Here is a 19,597-nt window from a genome sequence, read left to right as displayed (position 1 = left end):
AGACTCCTACTGATTCTTAGGATGATGAGGCAAACGTAGTGCATATTCATCTTTATTAACTTGACGTCCACGTCCAATAGCAATGGCGTCAGCTGGAACATCTTTTGTAATCGTTGAACCAGCTCCAACTAGTGAATTATCACCAAGTTCCACTGGAGCAATGATGGTTGAGTTTGATCCAACAAAGACATTATTGCCAATGACAGTCTTGTACTTATTCTTCCCGTCGTAGTTAACTGTAATCGTACCTGCACCAAAGTTAACATGGCTACCCACTTCACAGTTTCCGATATAGGTCAAATGACCTGCCTTAGTATTTTCACCGATTGAAGATCCTTTTACTTCAACAAAGTTTCCAATGTGAACTTGAGAAGCAAGACTTGAGCCTGGACGAATATGAGCATACGGACCGACTGTCACACCATCTGTAACTGTACTTTCCTCAATCATGGAATTCGTAATCACAGCTCCAGCTCCGATAGCGCTATCCACGATATAAGTTCCATTTGTTAAAACAGTTTCCGCCCCAATCTTCGTTTGACCTTTCAAGGTAACGTTGGCTTCGATTTGGACTTCAGGTGCAATCTCGACATCAATATCAATGTAAGTTGCTTCAGGATTGACAAAGCTAACACCATTAACCATGTGCTTTTGATTGATACGGCGGCGCATCACTGCCTCCGCAGTGGCAAGTGCCACACGGTCGTTTACTCCAAGACTTTCATCAAAATCCTTGAGAGTATAGGCCCCAACCTTCTCACCCGCATTACGGAAAATACCAATCACGTCAGTAATATAGTACTCACCTTGGGCATTGTTGGTGTTGATGTTTTTAAGGGCCTCAAAAAGACGTTCATTGTCAAATACATACGTTCCCGTATTGATTTCCTTAATTTGTTTTTCAAAATCTGTGGCATCTTTCTGCTCCACAATGCGAAGAACTTCAGCATTATCGTTACGGACGATACGACCATATCCAAAAGGATCAGCTGCTTCAGCTGTTAAAATAGTCGCCACATTTTTGTGATTGATATGGAAATCCAAGAGACTTTTCAAGCTTTCACCTGTAATCAGAGGAGTATCTCCAGCGATAACCAAGGTGTGCCCAGAGCGGTTTTGGAGAATAGGTTCTGCCATCATGACAGCATGCCCTGTGCCCAGTTGTTCCGATTGAGTGACAAAGTCTGTCTGTCCAGCCAAGACTTGCTCAACTAGCTCCGCCTTGTGTCCCACAACAGTGACTGTTTTTTCAGGTTGAATAGCACTAACACTACGAAAAACATGTTCCAACATCGAAATTCCTGCTACTTTATGAAGTACCTTTGGAAGATCTGATTTCATGCGAGTACCTTTACCCGCTGCTAAGATAATGGCATAATTTGACATACTATTCTCTTTTCTGTAAAAATTCCCTTATATTATACCATAATTTACTTCCTTAGGAGTAAACAAACAGAGAAATAGGGGAAAACATGCTAGTTCATTCATCTTTTCAACGTTTTCTTTGATTTTTTTATCTATTTACGTTAAACTAATTAGATATGAGAAAAGAGATTCATCCAGCTATTATTTTTAGTCTATTCACCATTGTTATAGCTATTTTAATCTTTAATAAACCAGCTTATGAAGACCATTCGATCAAGTCAAAAAGCAACACTGTCCAAGTTGAAAACCAGGCCTTGCATAATCTTGATAAACCCATTATTGACATTTCTGGTTGGCAAAGACCGGAGGAGATAAACTACGATATTTTATCTCAAAATATTTCTGGAGCTATTGTTCGCGTGCACAGTGGTACTCAACACATGGAAGCAAATGATGCAGCCTTTATCAACGGAGTTGATAAATCCTATAAAAATCATATTTCAGAATTTCAAAAGCGCAATGTCCCCGTAGCCGTTTATGCTTATCTAACTGGTACGAACAAAGAAGAAATGGAAAAAGCTGCTGAAGTCTTCTACAACGCTGCTTCTCCATACAATCCTAGTTATTACTGGCTTGACGTTGAGGAAAAAACAATGGCCGATATGAATGACGGAGTCGAAGCTTTTCGGGCTAAACTTGAATCGCTGGGCGCTAAAAATATCGGGATTTACATTGGTGTTTATTTCATGCAAGAACATAGCATCAATACGGAAAATTTCTCTGCCGTCTGGATTCCTTCTTATGGGACAGACTCAGGCTACTTTGAGGCCACACCCAATACTGATTTAGACTATGACCTCCATCAGTATACTTCTAAAGGAAAAATTGCAGGATTTGAACATCACCTAGACATCAATCTCATTTCTACTGATAAGGAAAAAGAAGAAACCTTCCGAAAGCTATTTTTAAGACCATAAAGCAAGTGAAAATCGCAACTTTTTCACTTGCTTTTTCATTTTTTTGCTGTCTGTGTTATAATTGATAAGACAGAGAAAGAAATTTATGAAATTGAGGAGTCTAATATGTTTTCATGGATTGCAAGAGTTATCAAAGGAATCGTCATCGCCTTAGGATTTATCCTACCCGGAATTTCTGGTGGTGTTCTAGCAGCGATTTTGGGAATTTACGAGCGAATGATTAGTTTTCTGGCTCATCCCTTTAAGGATTTTAAAGAGAATGTCCTATACTTTATCCCAGTAGCTATCGGGATGTTGCTAGGTATTGGTTTGTTTTCCTATCCGATTGAGTATTTGCTAGAAAATTACCAAGTCTATGTTTTATGGAGCTTTGCTGGAGCTATCATCGGTACAGTTCCTAGCCTCCTTAGAGAATCTACTCGAGAATCTGATCGTGACAAGATTGACCTAGTCTGGTTCTGGACTACCTTTATCCTTTCAGGTCTAGGGCTCTACGCGCTAAACTTTGTTGTTGGATCTCTCAGCGCCAGTTTCGCTAGTTTCATCTTGGCAGGTGTTCTTTTAGCTCTTGGTGTCTTGGTGCCTGGTTTAAGTCCATCAAATCTACTCTTGATTTTAGGACTGTACGCTCCAATGCTAACTGGCTTTAAGACCTTTGATTTATTTGGTACCTTCCTTCCTATCGGGATTGGTGCAGGAGCAACTCTCATTATCTTTTCAAAATTAATGGACCATGCCTTGAACAATTACCACTCCCGTGTTTATCACTTTATTATTGGGATTGTGCTATCAAGCACTCTCTTGATTTTGATTCCAAATGCTGGAAGTGCTGAAAGTATCCATTACACTGGACTTTCTATCGTGAGCTATGTTCTCATCGCCTTCTTCTTTGCGCTTGGCATTTGGCTTGGTATCTGGATGAGTCAATTGGAGGATAAGTATAAATAATGGCAAAAAAAGTAAAAATTAAAAAAACTCTTGTCGAGCAAATCTTAACCAAAGCAGGAATTGAGCATACAGGGATTCAAATCAATGCGCTTGAGGGTGAACTTCCTTCGGAATATGATCGAACACATATCTTTAAAACCTTGGCTCTGCTGGGGGACAAGACAGGCCCAATTATCGGAATCGTCCCCATAACAGAACACCTCGCTGAAAAAAAATTAGCAAAGGTTTCTGGTAATAAAAAAGTGAGTATGATTCCACAAAAAGACCTAGAAAAAACGACAGGCTACATTCATGGAGCTAATAACCCCGTCGGCATTCGCCAAAAACACAACTATCCTATTTTTATTGATAAAACAGCTTTAGATTTAGACAAAATGATCGTCTCTGCTGGGGAAGTCGGGCATAGTATCATTATTGCTCCACAAGACTTGGCTAGCTTTGTGAAAGCAGATTTTGCAGATATCTTGGAGGAAAACAACTGATGAAACTCTATTTTGTGCGTCATGGCCGAACTATCTGGAATCTTGAAGGACGTTTCCAAGGTGCCGGAGGGGACTCACCTCTTCTTCCTGAGTCTATTGATACCTTAAAGGCTCTCGGTCAATATCTCAGCAATATTCCTTTCGATGAGATTTATTCAAGTGATTTACCAAGAGCGGTCAAATCTGCTGAAATTATCCAAAGCCAACTCCAGACGCAATGTCCTTTAGAGACTATTCCTGACCTACGTGAATGGCATCTTGGGAAACTTGAAGGTTTAAAAATCGCAACTCTCAATGCCATCTACCCACAACAAATCACGGCTTTCCGTACAAACTTAGCTAAGTTCGATACAAGAATGTTTGAAGCGGAATCCCTCTACAGTACAACTCAACGTACCATTCAATTTATCAAATCTCTGAAGAAGAGTCAGGCTGAGAGAGTTCTAATTGTTGGTCATGGTGCAAATCTCACTGCCAGTCTTCGTACTCTTCTAGGCTATAAAGAACCTCTTCTTCGTAAAGATGGCGGTCTAGCAAATGCCAGCCTGACAATTCTTGAAACCCATGATTTTGAAACATTCACTCTTGATACTTGGAATGATACCTCTTATCAATAAAGAACTTGATCTTAATGGTCAAGTTCTTTTTAGTTTTTATAGAATATCCGTGAATTTCTTGACTATTTATGATAAAATGGGAGTATCGTGAAAAATTGATTTATTATTTCAAAATTTGATTAAAAATTAGGAGGAACCCATGTCTACAGAACATATGGAAGAACTAAATGACCAGCAGATCGTTCGCCGTGAAAAAATGGCTGCGCTCCGTGAACAAGGAATTGATCCTTTCGGTAAACGTTTTGAACGTACTGCTAACTCTCAAGAACTAAAAGACAAATTTGCAGAACTCGATAAAGAACAATTACATGAATTAAACGAAACTGCTACTATCGCTGGACGTTTAGTTAGTAAACGTGGGAAAGGGAAAGTCGGCTTTGCTCATTTACAAGACCGTGATGGCCAAATCCAAATCTATGTTCGTAAAGATGCTGTGGGTGAAGAAAACTACGAAATCTTTAAGAAGGCTGACCTAGGAGACTTCCTCGGTGTCGAAGGTGAAGTCATGCGGACAGATATGGGAGAGCTCTCTATCAAGGCAACTCATATTACACACTTGTCTAAAGCACTTCGCCCACTTCCAGAGAAATTCCACGGTTTGACAGACGTTGAAACCATCTATCGTAAACGTTACCTGGACTTGATTTCGAACCGTGAAAGCTTTGAGCGCTTTGTCACTCGTTCAAAAATCATCTCTGAAATCCGTCGTTTTCTTGATCAAAAAGGTTTTCTTGAAGTAGAAACACCTGTTCTTCATAATGAAGCTGGTGGTGCTGCTGCTCGTCCATTTATCACTCACCACAATGCCCAAAACATTGACATGGTGCTTCGTATCGCAACTGAGCTTCACTTAAAACGTCTTATCGTTGGTGGTATGGAACGTGTCTATGAAATTGGCCGTATCTTCCGTAATGAAGGAATGGATGCTACTCATAACCCTGAATTCACTTCAATCGAAGTTTACCAAGCTTATGCAGATTTCCAAGATATTATGGACTTGACGGAAGGTATTATCCAACACGCTGCTAAATCCGTCAAAGGTGATGGTCCAGTAAACTATCAAGGAACTGAAATCAAAATCAACGAACCATTCAAACGCGTTCACATGGTGGATGCTATCAAAGAAATTACTGGTGTAGATTTCTGGCAAGATCTAACTTTCGAGGAAGCTAAAGCTATCGCTGCTGAGAAGAAAGTTCCAGTTGAGAAACACTACACTGAAGTTGGTCACATCATCAATGCCTTCTTTGAAGAATTTGTCGAAGAAACCTTGATCCAACCAACCTTTGTCTACGGACATCCAGTAGCTGTCTCTCCACTCGCGAAGAAAAATCCTGAAGACGAACGCTTTACTGACCGTTTTGAGCTCTTCATCATGACTAAGGAGTACGGTAACGCCTTTACTGAGTTGAACGACCCAATCGACCAACTTAGCCGTTTTGAAGCCCAGGCGAAAGCTAAAGAACTTGGTGACGACGAAGCAACTGGCATTGACTACGATTACATCGAGGCTCTTGAATACGGTATGCCACCAACAGGTGGTTTGGGTATCGGTATCGACCGTCTCTGCATGCTCCTCACTGATACAACCACTATCCGTGATGTATTGCTCTTCCCAACAATGAAATAACACTCTTCGAAAATCTCTTCAAACCACGTCAGCGTTACCTTGCCGTAGATATATGTTCCTGACTTTGTCAGTCTTATCTACAACCTCAAAACAGTGTTTTGAGCAGCCTGCGGCTAGCTTCCTAGTTTGCTCTTTGATTTTCATTGAGTATAAACCCTTATCCTCTGGTACTTGCCAGAGGATTTTTCGATACAAAAAGAGACTGAGGAAAAACTCAATCTCTTTTCTTATTCTTGATTTTTAACTTGACTGGTGGCTACATCTTCCCCAAACCATTTCTGGCTGATTTCCTGGAATTTTCCTTCTTGGTATAGTGAGATAAAGGCTTGGTTCAAAGCGGCTAACAAAGTTTTATCAGCAGGTCTAACACCCACTGCAAAAGCTTCACTTTCAAATCCAGCTGAAAAGACATTGTAGTCGCTTAATATCCCTTCAGACTGGAGATAATAATTGGCATATACTCGGTCAATCAACAAGGCATCAATCCGGTCATTTTTCAAATCAATTAAGGCTTCATTGAAACTTTGGTATTGATTAGCCTTCTGGTCTTTCACTCGGTTCTTGAGTAGTTCTGGTTGTCCTTCAAAATTCAAATAGCCAGAAGATCCAGCCTGGGCCCCTAAAATTTTGTCTGTCATATCCTGAATTGAGTGGATATTTTGAGACTTTTTAGAGACCAAAACTTGTTGATTTTCCATGTAAGGAATAGTAAATGCAACCTTCTCTTTCCGTTCATCTGTAGCTGTATAGCCATTCCAGATGGCATCAATGGTACCATTTTGTAGTTCGGTTTCTTTCATATCCCAGTCGATGGGTTGAAATTTAATCTGAATCCCTAGCTTTTCAGAGACAGCTTGGGCTAGGTCAATATCAAAGCCCGCATACTGGCCATTCTTTTCCTCAAATCCCATGGGAACAAAGGTATTGTCAAAGCCAATAGTAATGCTACCCTGCTTTTGATATTTGGCCCAGTTATCCTGATTTGGATCACTTGCCTTCTGAGTACAAGCCGTCAGGAAGAAGCTAAAGAACAGAGCAAGTGCAAGGGCAATTTTCTTTCTCTTCATAGACACCTCCTACTTTGGATCAACCTTAAGGATCTGATCAGCAATATTTTCTGCAAACTGAAGGTCGTGCGTCACAACAATCTGGGTCATCCCACGCTCTTTATTTTGAAGGATAAGTTTTTCTACTTCTAATCGCAATTCTGGGTCTAAGGCCGATGTAGGTTCATCATATCCAATAATTTCTGGCTTTATCATCATGGCGCGTGCTAAGGCCACCCGTTGTTTTTGCCCACCAGATAATGAGAAAGGAAAGGCATCTGCATGCCCAGCTAACCCAAGTTGTTCTAACAAACCACGCGCCTTCTTCTCAGCAACTTCCTTCTCCATGCTCATGGTTTTTATGGGCGACAGAGTTAAGTTTTCTAGAACTGACAAATGCGGAAAGAGTTGAAAATCTTGGAAAACAAATCCCAGAAGATTGCGCTTTTCGAGTTCGTCTATAGCTAACGATTCGCCGTTATAGTAGATTTCTCCAGAATCGATGGTTTCCAGTCCAGCTAGCATACGTAACAAGGTGGTCTTGCCTCCTCCTGAAGGACCTACGATTGCGAGGATTTGCTTTTCAGGAATTGATAGGCTGAAATTGGTTAAGATTTGTTTGCCACCAAAGGCTTTATTGATATTTCGTAATTCTAACATAGCAATCCTCCTATCTGTAATAACTGTACTTCTTCTCAAGTTTTTTCGCTATAATGGTTACAAGACCAATCATGATTAAATAAATAGCTCCAGCTAAAAACATAGGAACAAGACTGGCATCTCGATTGGCTGCAGTCCTACTAGCCAAAATCAAATCTGAAATCCCCAAAGCATAGACCAAAGAAGTATCTTTGACCAAACTCATAATTTCATTAAAGACACTCGGTAAGACAATCTTTGTAACCTGAGGAAGGATGATATAGCGAACTGTATCAAAGGAGCTAAATTTTAACACTTTTGCGGCTTCATACTGCCCTTTGGGAATGGTTTCAATCCCACCACGAAAGATTTCTGCAAAGTAGGCTGCATAGTTCAATACAAAAGCGATCACAGCAGCAGGCAAACGATCTAAACGTATCCCAATGCTAGGAAGAACATAGTAAATAAAGATTAATTGCAAGAGCAAAGGAGTCCCTCGCATCACCCAAATATAAAGGTCAATGAGATAATGGAGGGGTTTCCAGCGGACTTGTAAAGCAAAGGCAACGACAATACCTAAGGGAATTGAAAAAATTAAAACCAGAGCAAAGACCTGAAGTGTCATACTTGCACCGTTTAACAAACTTGGTAATATCTCAAACATATAAGACATACTGCACCTCCTAAAAATAATTGTTCCTATTATAGCATAAATAAACAATTTAGCAAGAGTAATTGAAAAAAAATTCTATTTCTTCCAAAAAAACGTATCTGCCAAATTGACGGATACATTTTTAGAGAGATAACTTTTAAAGTGTTTCTAAGAGTTCTTGTATCTGAACATCATCTGGAACGAGTTTTAAATAGGCTTCAGCTTGTACCTTTGCTTCTTCAAAATATCCCAATTCACGCAAAAGATAAGTATACTGCTCCAAAAACTCGGGATTATCCTTGAGGTCAGGCGATAGTTCCTGATAGAGCTCATGGGCCTTATCTAAATCCTCGATTTCCTGGTAAGAGCGTGCAATCATCCACTTGGTCAAAAGATTTTCAGGTTCTTGACTTTGGAGAGCGATGATATCTTCATACCGCTCTTGTTCCATATAAATGGTTGCGAGGCGAAGAAAAATTTCTTCTGTATCCTCTGCATCTTCTTTAGCAGTAAGGAGAAACTGCTCTGCAGCACTAGGATCATGCAATTCATACGAAAACTGAGAAGCAGCTAGTAAGAGCCGAGTTTCAAATGGATTTTTCTCCAAACCTTGTTTAACGGTACGAAGGGCCTCTTCCACCTGATGTTCCTTATGCAAGGCTTGACTATAACCATACTCATATCCTTCAAAATCTGGTGAAATGGTATCAATCTGCTTAAAGTAAAGAACAGATTTTTGATACTCTTCTTGATCAAAGTAAAGACTAGCCAGTTCAAAGGCAGTTTGGTCATCGTATTCTAGTTCTAAGGCTTTTTCTAAGAACTCAGTTGCAGCTTCAAACTTGCCTAACTGGGCATAAGCGTAGCCAATTCGTTGGTAGGTTGATACACCTGTTTGTTCGTAGATGGAGCGATTATCCAACTGAGCATAGCCCTGAATGGCTTCCTGATAATTCCCTAACTCGCTATCCAACTCAGCCAAACCAAAAACTAATAAGGAATCGTCTGAGTAGTTTAGGGCTTCCAGTAACTTTTCACGCGAAACATCTGTCAATCCTTCCAACTGATAGAGGTCTGCCTTCAAGGCCAAGGCCGATACGTACCAGTCACTTTCGGGTGTGATTTCCTCAAGGTAAGCAAAGGCTTCCTCAACATTGCCATCCTCACTAGCAATGCTTGCTAAATTCAGATTCACTTCTGGGAATTCTGTAACGATATGTTGGTAAATTTCTTTTGCTTGAGGATAAAAGCCAATTCCCTCTAGATAGCTTGCTAGTTCGTAAAGAACTTCACTTGAATCTGTTTCGAGGGCTTTGTGATAATACTGATCCGCCTTGGTTAAATCCTGTTCATCCAGAGCCTGGAGCATGCGTTGACTATTGTTCACTCTTGATTTCCTCCCCTTCTTCTTCATACAGTCCGCTGACTTTTTTATACCAGTTAAAGATAGCTGAGATAACGACCTTGGCAGAGGCATAGACAGGAATTCCCAGCAAGACTCCCCAAATACCAAACATGGAGCCTGAAGTTAGGAGAACAAAGAGGACATTGATCGGATGGATGTTTAGCTGACTACCTAAAATAAGCGGAGAAACGAAGCGACCTTCAATCGTTTGTTCAACAATAAAGACAATAATCACTTTCAAAAGCATGACAGGTCCTGCAATCAAGCCCAAAACCAAAGCAGGCAACATCGCTAGAAAACTACCCAGGTAAGGTACTAGATTGAGGATACCAGCCGTAATACCAAGAGTCACAGCATATCTGAGACCAATAATCTTAAAGAAGATAATAAACATAATTGCCACGATAATAGCAACAGTAACCTGTCCTCTAACGTAGTTTGACAACTGTTTATTGACATCTGACAAAACTTGTCCAACAGGTTCTTTTAACTTGTTTGGGATGAATTTAGTTAGGTAATCTCGCAAGCCTTTCCCATCTCTCAAAAGATAAAAGAGCATGAATGGTACGATAATAACCGCTACAATGACCTGGGAAACACTACTGATAAAGGCGCTAACCCAGTTAACAGCTTGAGAAGAGATTTTGCTGGCCCACATCGTCGCTTCTGTAGAAACATTTGCAAGTACTTGCTCTAACTGAGGTCTAAAATCATCTGGCAAGCGTTTGGTTACAAGATCATTGATAACACGGTCAGCATCTTCGAGGTAACTAGGCACATTCTTTGCAAAATTTAAGACCTGGCGTTGAAGATTTGGAATAGCGACTGCCAGACCCCAAATGATAAAAATTCCAATAATGACAAAAACAATACTGATAGCAAGCACACGATTAATTTTGTGCTTCTCCATCCAGTCCACAATCGGATTGAGGAGGTAATAAAGTAAACCAGATAAAATAACTGGCAACATGACAACTCCTAGAAAATCCAAAACCGGTAAAAAGATAAAACTAATCTTACTTAGAATGAAAAGATTCAAGCCCAGTAACAAGGTCACTAAGAATACAGTAATAGCTTTATTATCTAAAAACCACTTAAAAAACCAAGATAGGCTAAAATGTTTCTCTTTATGTTCCATAAATACATCCTTTCTGTCATTCTTTCATTATACCATTTTTAGACTAAAATAACTCTTTTTTTAAGTGCTTACATAGATAGACAAAAAGAAAAATCTCCTCAATTGAGGAGATTTATTTAATCTTTAATATGACTTGATAGTTGTTTTTGGTATTCTTCGTTTGATTTTGCTTTTTCTTCAGCAAATTTCTTGCGAAATTCTTCCATTTCTTTACTTGTCACAATCTTATCTTGAATCTTCAGATATTTATAACTGTTTTCGCCTGTTTTATCACCGACCCAACCATCTGCTCCTGTTCCTGGAACTTTCTTTGTAACAAGCATTTGGGCACCGTCTGAGTGTACAGGAATAACTAGAGCACTATCTGTCAACCATGCTTGAGCTTTAGCATATTTTGAATAACGTTTTTCGAGATCTGTTTTCTCACTGTTAGCATCATCAAGTAATTCTTTGTATTTATCCAATCCTACTGCCTTAATGGCTGAACTATCTGATCCTAGTGCAATACCAAGTGCTCCAAGAAGAGTTGGTCCAGATGTTGGATCAAATGCATCAAGATAGGTTGATGGATCTGCATAGTCTGGGCTCCATCCACTGTTAGGATTGATATCCCAGTCGATATTGTCTTTTGAAGTTGCAAGAACGGTCATACTTCCCAATTCATCATCAGAAACTTGTTGGATATCAACCACCACATTTTCAACTCCAAGAGCTTCCTCTATTGATTGTTTATACGATTGAGCTTGACGTACAAAATCTGTTTGAGTAGAGGAAACTGGCAAGTCCAAATGAATAGGGAACTGAACACCGTCGGCTTGAAGAGTTTTCTTAGCCGCTTCAAGTTTGGTTTTAGCTTTCTCTACATTATGAAGTGAATCTTGTGCATCATCTAGGCTAACATCGCTCCAAGCAGTATCCAACTTGTCAAGTTCTGCTTTTGTTACTTGACCAAAAGATTGATCTCCAATTTGAACAAACGTTGGAGGTGTAAAGCTAGTACGTAATTTACGAGGGGCAACTTCATCACCAAATACTTGAGAGACAGCAGCCTTACGATCTGCTCCAAAAGCCAAAGCTTGGCGGAAATCTTTGTTCAACAAAGCTTTCTTAGTAGATGTCTTTTCTTCGTCCGTTGTTTTAGAAGTATGGTTATAGGCTACACGGTCAATATTAGTTGAAATGTAGTAGCTACCTCCTCTTTGTTGACCATACACAATGTTGTCTTTGTATTTTTCTTTGAATCGCTCATAGTTTGCAGAATTCTTAAAGAGGGGAGCTGCTGGGTAGTGGCCTTCATCAAAACCACGACCAAGAGAGTCTGCATCTTGACCATCAAAGAAGGTCAATTTTATATCATCAATAAAGACATTTCCTTTATCCCAATAGTTTTGGTTTTTTGTCATCTCGATTGAAGATTTCGATGTGAGACCTTTCAGAAGGTAAGGACCATTGTATAGAATACTTGTAACATCAGTAGGTTTACCAAAATTATCCCCCTTAGAGGCTAAAAAGTCTTCATTGATTGGTGCCAAAACACCCATCGTTGTCTTGGAATTCCAGAAAGATTCAGGATTATTAAGCGTATAAACAAGAGTATAATCATCTGTCGCCTTAATTCCAACAGTAGAAAAATCATTTGTTTTCCCGTTAATATAATCATCTAACCCTTTGATTGAATCCTGTACGAGATAGAGGGCTTGTGATTTCTTAGCGACAGCATGTTTCAAACCTGTCACGAAATCCTGAGCCTTTACTTCACCATATTCCTCGCCTTCATTAGTGTACCACTTAATCCCTTTCCGGATTTTATAGGTGTAAGTCAAACCATCTTTAGAAACACTCCAGTCCTCTGCTACAGACGGCACAAGATTTCCATATTGGTCATTCTCAAGCAAACCATCGATGACATTCCCAGTCACCTGTTTGGTACTGGAATTTCCAGAAACTGTATAGTCCAAAGTTGCAGGATCCGATGAGAAGACATAAGTATAAGTCACAGGTTGGTTGGCGTTTTTACCACCAGACGAACAAGCTGCTAGTAGTGCTGATGACAACACTGCTACTGCAGCCATTAGAAAAATACGTTTTTTCATAAGACACTCCTTTAAATCAAATATATCATTATTATATCACTTTGATTTTTGAAAGCAAGGTAAAAACTAAATAAATCTCCCTAAGATGTTTTCTGTAATTTTCAAAAAATGATGAAAGTCAGTTAAGAATTTCATTTTGTGGTATAATGAACTTATCATTATTAAGAGGTATGGACATGAAAGAAACTGTTTATTTTGGAACTTACACTCGTCGCTTATCTAAAGGGATTTACAAAGCTGATTTTAATACAGAAACAGGCCAGCTTGCAAATCTTGAACTCTTTGCTGCTGAACCAAGTCCGACCTACCTTGCCTTTGACCAACAGCAACACTTATACACCGTAGGGAGCCAGGATGGCTTGGGTGGAATCGCTGCTTACAAGACCGACGGCACTTTGTTAAATCATGTGGTGGAAGAAGGCGCTCCTCATTGTTATGTGACAGTAGATGAAAAACGTGGTCTCGTTTATGGGGCCAACTATCATAAAGGTCAAGTTCTAGTTTATAAACGTCAATCGGATGGTAGACTCATCCAAACAGATCTAGATCAGCATAGCGGACAAGGTCCTCATGAAAACCAATCTTCCCCACATGTACACTTTACGGATCTAACACCTGACCAGTATCTCGTCACATGTGATCTAGGAACGGATGAAGTAACGACCTACGATGTTAGCCCAGAAGGAAAACTAAGTAAACTCTACACTTATCACAGCCAAGCTGGAGCAGGTGCTCGCCACATCGTTTTCCATCATCATTATAAGATTGCCTACCTCATCTGTGAACTCAACAGTACCATTGAAGTCTTGATTTACGATGGTGTTGGTGAATTTGAACGCATGCAAGTCATTTCGACTTTGCCAGATGGATATGAGGAATTTAATGCTACTGCTGCCATTCGTCTTTCAAAAGACGGCAAATACCTCTATGCATCCAACCGAGGTCATGATTCCATTGCTGTATTTAGCATCCTAGCTGATGGTAGTTTGGAATTATTAGAGATTGTTCCAAGTCATGGTAAAACACCACGTGATTTCGATCTAACTCCTGACCAAGAATTTCTAATTGCAGTTCACCAAGATTCAGATAATGCAACCGTCTTTAAACGTAATCCTAAAACTGGTCGATTAGCTGAGCTTTCTAACGATTTCCGAGTTCCCGAAGCCGTTTGCATCACATTTAAACATTAATGTAAAATAAAAATGAACTTGCTTAAGCAAGTTCATTTTTATTTTACAATTTATTTCCGACATTGATACGGTTAATGGCACGTTGCAAAGCAACCTTAGCTCGCCGTTCTTGGTCAATCAAGTGTTTATCTTGTGCTTCTTCAATCTCACGTTCAGCACGAAGTTTAGCACGTTGGGCACGGCTAATATCGATATCACGAGCACGTTCTGCTGAGTCTGCTACAATAGTAATGATGTCATTGGCAATCTCGATAATTCCTCCGTTCACTGCAATCCAGTTCACATGAGTATCGTCATCGATTCGTTTTACCTTTACTTCATCAACCGCTAAAACCGCAATCATATTTTCATGTCGTGGCAAGATCCCCATCTCACCATCCAGAGTTCGTACCGATACAAAGCTGGCATGGTGATCATAGACGAGGCCATCTGGTGTCACGATCTGGACAGTTAAATGAGCCATAGATCACCTCTTAAAATCCCATTTTCTCAGCCTTAGCAATGACGTCTTCGATTGAACCGACACCACGGAAGGCATCTTCCGGTAGATGGTCATGTTTTCCTTCAAGGATTTCCTTAAAGCCGCGAACTGTTTCCGCTACTGGTACATAAGAACCAGGTTGACCAGTAAATTGTTCGGCAACGTTGAAGTTTTGAGACAAGAAGAACTGGATACGACGGGCACGGGCAACCAAGGTCTTTTCTTCATCAGAGAGTTCATCCATACCAAGGATAGCAATGATATCTTGCAATTCATGGTAACGTTGAAGGACACGTTTGACTTCAGCAGCAACTGCATAGTGCTCCTCACCAACAATCTCAGGTGCCAAGGCACGAGAGCTTGAAGCCAACGGATCAACGGCTGGATAAATACCCAATTGTACCAACTTACGTTCCAAGTTTGTTGTTGAATCCAAGTGAGCGAAGGCTGTTGCTGGCGCTGGGTCAGTGTAGTCATCCGCTGGCACATAGATAGCCTGGATAGAGGTTACAGAACCCTTCTTGGTTGATGTGATACGCTCTTGCAATTGACCCATTTCAGTAGCAAGTGTTGGTTGGTAACCAACGGCTGATGGCATACGACCCAAAAGGGCAGATACTTCAGAACCAGCCTGAGTGAAACGGAAAATATTATCAATAAAGAGAAGCACATCTTGGCCTTCTACATCACGGAAATATTCGGCGATTGTCAAGCCAGTAAGGGCAACACGCATACGTGCTCCAGGTGGTTCATTCATCTGACCAAATACCATGGCTGTTTTCTCGATAACGCCTGATTCTTTCATTTCCCAGTAAAGGTCGTTCCCCTCACGAGTACGTTCCCCAACACCGGTAAATACGGAAATACCACCGTGTTCTTGGGCAATATTGTGAATCAATTCTTGGATCAGGACAGTTTTACCAACTCCGGCACCACCGAAGAGTCCAACTTTACCACCTTTTAGGTAAGGGGCAAGAAGGTCGATAACCTTGATCCCTGTTTCCAAGATTTCAGATGAGGTAGACAATTCATCAAAAGTTGGAGCTTTCTTATGAATTGGCTGACGCTCAGCGTCTTCAGCGAAAGGAGCATCCAAGTCGATGGTATCTCCCAAAACGTTGAAGACACGTCCCAAAGTTTCTTTACCTACTGGAACAGAGATTGGACGGCCTGTGTCCAAAACTTCCATTCCACGAGTCAAACCATCTGTTGATTCCATGGCGATCGTACGAACCATACCATCACCCAACTCCAAGGCTACTTCAAGGACGATTTTTGTTTTTCTTTCGTCATTTTTGTAGACGACAAGTGCATTATTAATCTCAGGAAGTGTTTCCCCTGCTTCGAACAAGACGTCGACAACGGGTCCAATAACCTGAGCAATTTTACCTGAACTCATCTCCTTCTCCTATTCTATATAAGATACTTTCGGTTCCTAGTTCACCTAGGGCCTAAGTTCATTTTAATACGAGGGAGGCAAGCCTTATTCTAAGGCACTAGCCCCCGCTACAATTTCTGTAATTTCTTGTGTAATCGCCGCCTGTCTGGCACGGTTATACTGGATTGTCAAATCATTGATGACTTTCTTGGCATTATCAGTCGCCGTTTGCATGGCTGTCATACCTGCAGCATTCTCAGCTGTCTTGGCATCGATGATAGCCCCGTATATCATACTTTCTGCAAACTGAGGTAACAACTGCTCTAGAATCTCATCACGACTCGTTTCCAACTCAAAGGTCAAGCTATACTCTTCATCCGCTTCATTTGGATCTAAGTCAACAATCGGCAACATTTGTTCCACACGCATTTGACTTGTGAGAGTATTGACATGATGGTTGTAACAAACATAGAGTTCATCAAAAAGTTCATTTTGATACATTTCAATCGTTTTTGAAATAATTTTACGAACTTCATCAAAACTTGGTTGGTCGGCCAAGCCACGTAGTTCATAGATTGGTTGAATGCCACGAGCCTTAAAGAAATCAGCTCCCATACCACCAATACAGATTATCTCAAAACCTGTACCATCTGGATGGTATTCTTCTTTCAGCTCCATCACAGCTTTAAGGATGGAAGCATTATAACCTCCAACCAAGCCACGGTCTGAAGTAATAACGATATAGCCTGTTTTCTTAACTGGGCGACTAATGAGCATCGGATTGGTAGAACCACCAGATCCGTTACCATGCAGAATATCCGTCAAAAGCTTACGAACCTTCTGAGCATAAACTTGAAAGTTACGTGCTGCTTCTTCAGAGCGACCTAACTTGGCAGCCGATACCATTTGCATGGCATTGGTGATTTGACTAGTATTTTTTGTTGAGGCGATTTTTGTTTTAATATCATTTAGAGATACTGCCATTTGACACCTCTATTCTTATTGGAAGCTGGATTGATTGAGAAACTCTGTAATCGCAGCATCCAAGACTGCTTCTTCTGGCAAGTCTTTTGTTTCACGAATAGTTTCCAAAATCTCTGGATGTTGTGCATCAAAGAAATCATGAAACTCTTCCTCAAAACGAACAATGTCATCTACAGGAATCGTATCCAAGAAACCATGTGTCAAAGCATAAAGAATGGTTACTTGTTTCTCAACAGGTAATGGTTTATGAACTGGTTGTTTCAGAACTTCAACGGTACGACGTCCACGATTTAACTTAGCTTGAGTAGCCGCATCCAAATCAGAACCAAACTTAGTGAAGGCTTCCAACTCACGATATGAAGCAAGGTCGATACGAAGTGTACCAGCAACCTTCTTCATAGCTTTGATTTGTGCAGAACCACCTACACGAGATACAGATGAACCCGCATCAATAGCTGGACGAATACCCGCATTGAAGAGACCATCGCCAAGGAAGATTTGACCATCTGTGATTGAAATCACGTTGGTTGCGATATAAGCAGAGATATCTCCTGCTTGTGTCTCGATAAATGGTAGAGCTGTGATTGAACCACCACCAAGTTCATCAGAAACCTTAGCTGAACGCTCAAGCAAACGGCTATGAAGGTAGAAAACATCCCCAGGGAAGGCTTCACGACCTGGTGGACGACGAAGCAAGAGGGAGAGTTCACGATAAGCGACCGCTTGTTTTGAAAGATCATCATAAACGATCAAAACATGCTTCCCTTGGTACATAAACTCTTCTGCCATAGCAACCCCAGCATAAGGAGCTAGGAAGAGCAATGGAGAAGGTTGTGAAGCAGAAGCTGTCACAACGATTGTGTAGTCCAAGGCACCGTACTGACGAAGTGTTTCAACTTGCGTACGAACAGTTGACTCTTTTTGCCCAATCGCTACATAGATACAGATCATATCTTGACCTTTTTGGTTCAAAATAGCATCAATAGCGATGGTTGTTTTCCCTGTCTGACGGTCACCGATAATCAACTCACGTTGACCACGACCAATCGGAACAAGGGCATCAATAGCTTTCAAACCTGTTTGCAATGGTTCTGATACAGACTTACGTTGCATAACGCCAGGAGCCGGCGCTTCTACTGGACGAGACTTATCAGTATGGATTTCTCCAAGACCGTCAACTGGACGACCAAGTGGATCCACAACACGTCCAATAAGGCTCTCACCAACAGGAACTTCCATGATTTTACCTGTACGGCGAATGGTATCGCCTTCACGAATATCTGTAAAGTCACCTAGGATGATAATCCCAACGTCTGTCGACTCCAAGTTCTGCGCCATCCCATAAGAGCCGTTTTCAAAAATCAACAGCTCCCCGCTCATGGCATTTTCAAGGCCGTGAGCACGCGCAATTCCGTCCCCGATATAGGTTACAACACCTGTTTCAGATACATCAAAATTGGGTTTGAAATTTTCAATTTGTTGCTTAATTAAAGCGCTGATTTCTTGTGCGTTAATTGCCAAAAGAACACCACTTTCTATTTCAAATTTTCTTTAACAACTCGAAGTTGTTGTTTAATACTCACATCAATTGTCTTGTGATTAGCAAAAATGACAAAACCACCAATGAGTCCTTCATCAATTTGTTCTTTGACGCTCCGCACTTTCAGAGACATTTTTTTCTCTATCAATGGGAGCAGACGTTCCTTCTGTTCATCTGTTAAAGGATGAGCTGAAGAAATCGTGACTACAAAACGATTGGTCTCTTTTTCAAGGCGATTCAAACAATCTGCAATTACTTCATAAAAAAGATTTGCTCTGTGATTGTAAACCAGAACTTGAATAAAGTTTTGCATTAAAGGTGACACAGAGTCTTGAAAGAAACGAACTGTTTTTTCCTTATCTGACTCATCGACTGCCACCTGAGCTAAAAAAGAAGGTAAGCCCGCTTCTTCTGCGACTTGCTTGATTTGATCCAAGTCTGAAAAAATCCGGTCCTCTTCTCCTTTTTCAATCACTAATTGGACAAAAGGCATGCTGTATTTTTCAATTACCTTTGCTGTTTTCTTGTCCATTAGGCTTCTCCTAGCTGATCGATATACTGATCAATGAGTTCCTTATGGGCATGACTGTCAAGGTTTTGTGAGATGATTTTTCCAGCTAAACTAACTGTCAAATCTGCTACCTCACCTTTAACGCTTTGTAAAGCCTCAGCTTTGTTTTGCGCAATTTCTTGGTTAGCTTTTTCTTTCAAGCGACCAGCTTCTAGCTTAGCTTCAGCCAGAATATCTGATTTGCTCTTTTCAGCTGTCTCCTTAGCATTCTCGATGATAGTTTTAGCTTCGCTACGGCTTCCTGCTAATTCATCTTCACGCTTTTGAGCAAGAGTTTCTGCTTTTTGACGAGCTTGTTCAGCACCATCAATATCAGCAGCAATCTTTTCGGCGCGTTCTTCGAAGACACTTGTCAAGTTTGACCATGCGTATTTTTTGACTAAGACGATCAAAAGGATAAAAGAGCCAGCAATTAAAATAAAGTTACCAATCAATTCACCTACTGTTACGTGCATCATTTA

Annotated in this window: 19 protein-coding genes; 6 read left to right on the top strand and 13 right to left on the bottom strand. The window is 40.6% G+C overall.

Features of this window, described 5'->3' with window-relative positions:
- Positions 1–6: 6 nt before the first annotated feature.
- Complete coding sequence (gene glmU / locus HMPREF9188_RS04900; RefSeq protein WP_009730088.1) at positions 7–1,386, bottom strand: bifunctional UDP-N-acetylglucosamine diphosphorylase/glucosamine-1-phosphate N-acetyltransferase GlmU; 1,380 nt, start codon at positions 1,384–1,386, stop codon at positions 7–9.
- 155 nt (positions 1,387–1,541) lie between these two features.
- Here glmU and HMPREF9188_RS04895 point away from each other — a divergent pair, with 155 nt between their 5' ends.
- From HMPREF9188_RS04895 to lysS, 5 genes are all read left to right on the top strand, one after another.
- Positions 1,542–2,342 carry a glycoside hydrolase family 25 protein gene (locus HMPREF9188_RS04895; protein WP_009730087.1) on the top strand — a complete coding sequence of 267 codons (801 nt, stop codon included), beginning with the start codon at positions 1,542–1,544 and terminating at the stop codon, positions 2,340–2,342.
- A 105-nt stretch (positions 2,343–2,447) separates the two neighbouring features.
- Positions 2,448–3,290 (top strand): DUF368 domain-containing protein, encoded by an 843-nt coding sequence (locus HMPREF9188_RS04890; protein WP_009730086.1) that lies wholly within the window; start codon positions 2,448–2,450, stop codon positions 3,288–3,290.
- Positions 3,290–3,772 carry an aminoacyl-tRNA deacylase gene (locus tag HMPREF9188_RS04885; protein ID WP_001085914.1) on the top strand — a complete coding sequence of 161 codons (483 nt, stop codon included), beginning with the start codon at positions 3,290–3,292 and terminating at the stop codon, positions 3,770–3,772. Before HMPREF9188_RS04890 ends, HMPREF9188_RS04885 begins: the two co-directional genes overlap by 1 nt.
- A complete protein-coding gene (locus tag HMPREF9188_RS04880) occupies positions 3,772–4,389 on the top strand; it encodes a histidine phosphatase family protein (protein ID WP_009730085.1) in 618 nt (205 codons plus the stop codon). Before HMPREF9188_RS04885 ends, HMPREF9188_RS04880 begins: the two co-directional genes overlap by 1 nt.
- A gap of 139 nt (positions 4,390–4,528) precedes the next feature.
- Positions 4,529–6,019: a lysine--tRNA ligase gene (gene lysS, locus HMPREF9188_RS04875; protein WP_009730084.1), complete on the top strand. Its 1,491-nt coding sequence runs from the start codon at positions 4,529–4,531 to the stop codon at positions 6,017–6,019.
- A 227-nt stretch (positions 6,020–6,246) separates the two neighbouring features.
- Here lysS and HMPREF9188_RS04870 read toward each other — a convergent pair whose 3' ends face one another.
- The 6 genes from HMPREF9188_RS04870 to HMPREF9188_RS04845 all read right to left on the bottom strand — a co-directional run bounded on the left by HMPREF9188_RS04870 (position 6,247) and on the right by HMPREF9188_RS04845 (position 12,992).
- The gene (locus HMPREF9188_RS04870) at positions 6,247–7,086 is read right to left on the bottom strand and encodes an amino acid ABC transporter substrate-binding protein (RefSeq protein ID WP_000823406.1); all 840 of its coding nucleotides are present in this window, start codon (positions 7,084–7,086) and stop codon (positions 6,247–6,249) included.
- 9 nt (positions 7,087–7,095) lie between these two features.
- Positions 7,096–7,725 (bottom strand): amino acid ABC transporter ATP-binding protein, encoded by a 630-nt coding sequence (locus HMPREF9188_RS04865; RefSeq protein WP_000891748.1) that lies wholly within the window; start codon positions 7,723–7,725, stop codon positions 7,096–7,098.
- A 10-nt stretch (positions 7,726–7,735) separates the two neighbouring features.
- A complete protein-coding gene (locus HMPREF9188_RS04860) occupies positions 7,736–8,377 on the bottom strand; it encodes an amino acid ABC transporter permease (protein WP_000121158.1) in 642 nt (213 codons plus the stop codon).
- A gap of 136 nt (positions 8,378–8,513) precedes the next feature.
- Positions 8,514–9,743: a tetratricopeptide repeat protein gene (locus tag HMPREF9188_RS04855; protein ID WP_009730083.1), complete on the bottom strand. Its 1,230-nt coding sequence runs from the start codon at positions 9,741–9,743 to the stop codon at positions 8,514–8,516.
- Entirely contained in the window at positions 9,733–10,899 is a 1,167-nt protein-coding gene (locus HMPREF9188_RS04850) for an AI-2E family transporter (RefSeq protein WP_000400299.1), read from the bottom strand. The genes HMPREF9188_RS04855 and HMPREF9188_RS04850 overlap by 11 nt, the downstream gene beginning before the upstream one ends.
- A gap of 116 nt (positions 10,900–11,015) precedes the next feature.
- Positions 11,016–12,992: a peptide ABC transporter substrate-binding protein gene (locus tag HMPREF9188_RS04845; RefSeq protein ID WP_009730082.1), complete on the bottom strand. Its 1,977-nt coding sequence runs from the start codon at positions 12,990–12,992 to the stop codon at positions 11,016–11,018.
- A 176-nt stretch (positions 12,993–13,168) separates the two neighbouring features.
- Between HMPREF9188_RS04845 and HMPREF9188_RS04840 the strand changes: the two genes are divergently transcribed.
- Positions 13,169–14,182, top strand: a complete 1,014-nt coding sequence (locus HMPREF9188_RS04840) for a lactonase family protein (RefSeq protein ID WP_009730081.1) — start codon at positions 13,169–13,171, stop codon at positions 14,180–14,182.
- Between the two features lie 43 nt (positions 14,183–14,225).
- On the opposite strand, the gene HMPREF9188_RS04835 is transcribed toward HMPREF9188_RS04840, so the two are convergent.
- The 6 genes from HMPREF9188_RS04835 to atpF form a co-directional block, all read right to left on the bottom strand.
- On the bottom strand, positions 14,226–14,645 hold the full coding sequence (locus HMPREF9188_RS04835; protein WP_000940837.1) for a F0F1 ATP synthase subunit epsilon: 420 nt from the start codon (positions 14,643–14,645) through the stop codon (positions 14,226–14,228).
- 10 nt (positions 14,646–14,655) lie between these two features.
- Positions 14,656–16,062 (bottom strand): F0F1 ATP synthase subunit beta, encoded by a 1,407-nt coding sequence (gene atpD / locus HMPREF9188_RS04830; RefSeq protein WP_009730080.1) that lies wholly within the window; start codon positions 16,060–16,062, stop codon positions 14,656–14,658.
- A gap of 84 nt (positions 16,063–16,146) precedes the next feature.
- A complete protein-coding gene (locus HMPREF9188_RS04825; protein WP_000301231.1) occupies positions 16,147–17,025 on the bottom strand; it encodes a F0F1 ATP synthase subunit gamma in 879 nt (292 codons plus the stop codon).
- 15 nt (positions 17,026–17,040) lie between these two features.
- Positions 17,041–18,546 (bottom strand): F0F1 ATP synthase subunit alpha, encoded by a 1,506-nt coding sequence (gene atpA / locus HMPREF9188_RS04820; protein ID WP_000996624.1) that lies wholly within the window; start codon positions 18,544–18,546, stop codon positions 17,041–17,043.
- Between the two features lie 14 nt (positions 18,547–18,560).
- Entirely contained in the window at positions 18,561–19,097 is a 537-nt protein-coding gene (locus tag HMPREF9188_RS04815; protein WP_000358981.1) for a F0F1 ATP synthase subunit delta, read from the bottom strand.
- Positions 19,097–19,591, bottom strand: a complete 495-nt coding sequence (gene atpF, locus HMPREF9188_RS04810; protein WP_000558540.1) for a F0F1 ATP synthase subunit B — start codon at positions 19,589–19,591, stop codon at positions 19,097–19,099. Before atpF ends, HMPREF9188_RS04815 begins: the two co-directional genes overlap by 1 nt.
- Positions 19,592–19,597 lie beyond the last annotated feature (6 nt).

This window comes from Streptococcus sp. F0441, from assembly GCF_000314775.2.
In the GTDB taxonomy this organism is placed as follows: Bacteria; Bacillota; Bacilli; order Lactobacillales; family Streptococcaceae; genus Streptococcus.
This window is presented reverse-complemented; position numbering and strand designations above follow the sequence as displayed.

Excerpts from the sequence above, each read along its gene's own strand:
- glmU (WP_009730088.1), bottom strand. The coding sequence starts at position 1,386 with ATGTCAAATTATGCCATTATCTTAGCAGCGGGTAAAGGTACTCGCATG.
- HMPREF9188_RS04895 (WP_009730087.1), top strand. The coding sequence starts at position 1,542 with ATGAGAAAAGAGATTCATCCAGCTATTATTTTTAGTCTATTCACCATT.
- HMPREF9188_RS04890 (WP_009730086.1), top strand. The coding sequence starts at position 2,448 with ATGTTTTCATGGATTGCAAGAGTTATCAAAGGAATCGTCATCGCCTTA.
- HMPREF9188_RS04885 (WP_001085914.1), top strand. The coding sequence starts at position 3,290 with ATGGCAAAAAAAGTAAAAATTAAAAAAACTCTTGTCGAGCAAATCTTA.
- HMPREF9188_RS04880 (WP_009730085.1), top strand. The coding sequence starts at position 3,772 with ATGAAACTCTATTTTGTGCGTCATGGCCGAACTATCTGGAATCTTGAA.
- lysS (WP_009730084.1), top strand. The coding sequence starts at position 4,529 with ATGTCTACAGAACATATGGAAGAACTAAATGACCAGCAGATCGTTCGC.
- HMPREF9188_RS04870 (WP_000823406.1), bottom strand. The coding sequence starts at position 7,086 with ATGAAGAGAAAGAAAATTGCCCTTGCACTTGCTCTGTTCTTTAGCTTC.
- HMPREF9188_RS04865 (WP_000891748.1), bottom strand. The coding sequence starts at position 7,725 with ATGTTAGAATTACGAAATATCAATAAAGCCTTTGGTGGCAAACAAATC.
- HMPREF9188_RS04860 (WP_000121158.1), bottom strand. The coding sequence starts at position 8,377 with ATGTCTTATATGTTTGAGATATTACCAAGTTTGTTAAACGGTGCAAGT.
- HMPREF9188_RS04850 (WP_000400299.1), bottom strand. The coding sequence starts at position 10,899 with ATGGAACATAAAGAGAAACATTTTAGCCTATCTTGGTTTTTTAAGTGG.
- HMPREF9188_RS04845 (WP_009730082.1), bottom strand. The coding sequence starts at position 12,992 with ATGAAAAAACGTATTTTTCTAATGGCTGCAGTAGCAGTGTTGTCATCA.
- HMPREF9188_RS04840 (WP_009730081.1), top strand. The coding sequence starts at position 13,169 with ATGAAAGAAACTGTTTATTTTGGAACTTACACTCGTCGCTTATCTAAA.
- HMPREF9188_RS04835 (WP_000940837.1), bottom strand. The coding sequence starts at position 14,645 with ATGGCTCATTTAACTGTCCAGATCGTGACACCAGATGGCCTCGTCTAT.
- atpD (WP_009730080.1), bottom strand. The coding sequence starts at position 16,062 with ATGAGTTCAGGTAAAATTGCTCAGGTTATTGGACCCGTTGTCGACGTC.
- HMPREF9188_RS04825 (WP_000301231.1), bottom strand. The coding sequence starts at position 17,025 with ATGGCAGTATCTCTAAATGATATTAAAACAAAAATCGCCTCAACAAAA.
- HMPREF9188_RS04815 (WP_000358981.1), bottom strand. The coding sequence starts at position 19,097 with ATGGACAAGAAAACAGCAAAGGTAATTGAAAAATACAGCATGCCTTTT.
- atpF (WP_000558540.1), bottom strand. The coding sequence starts at position 19,591 with ATGCACGTAACAGTAGGTGAATTGATTGGTAACTTTATTTTAATTGCT.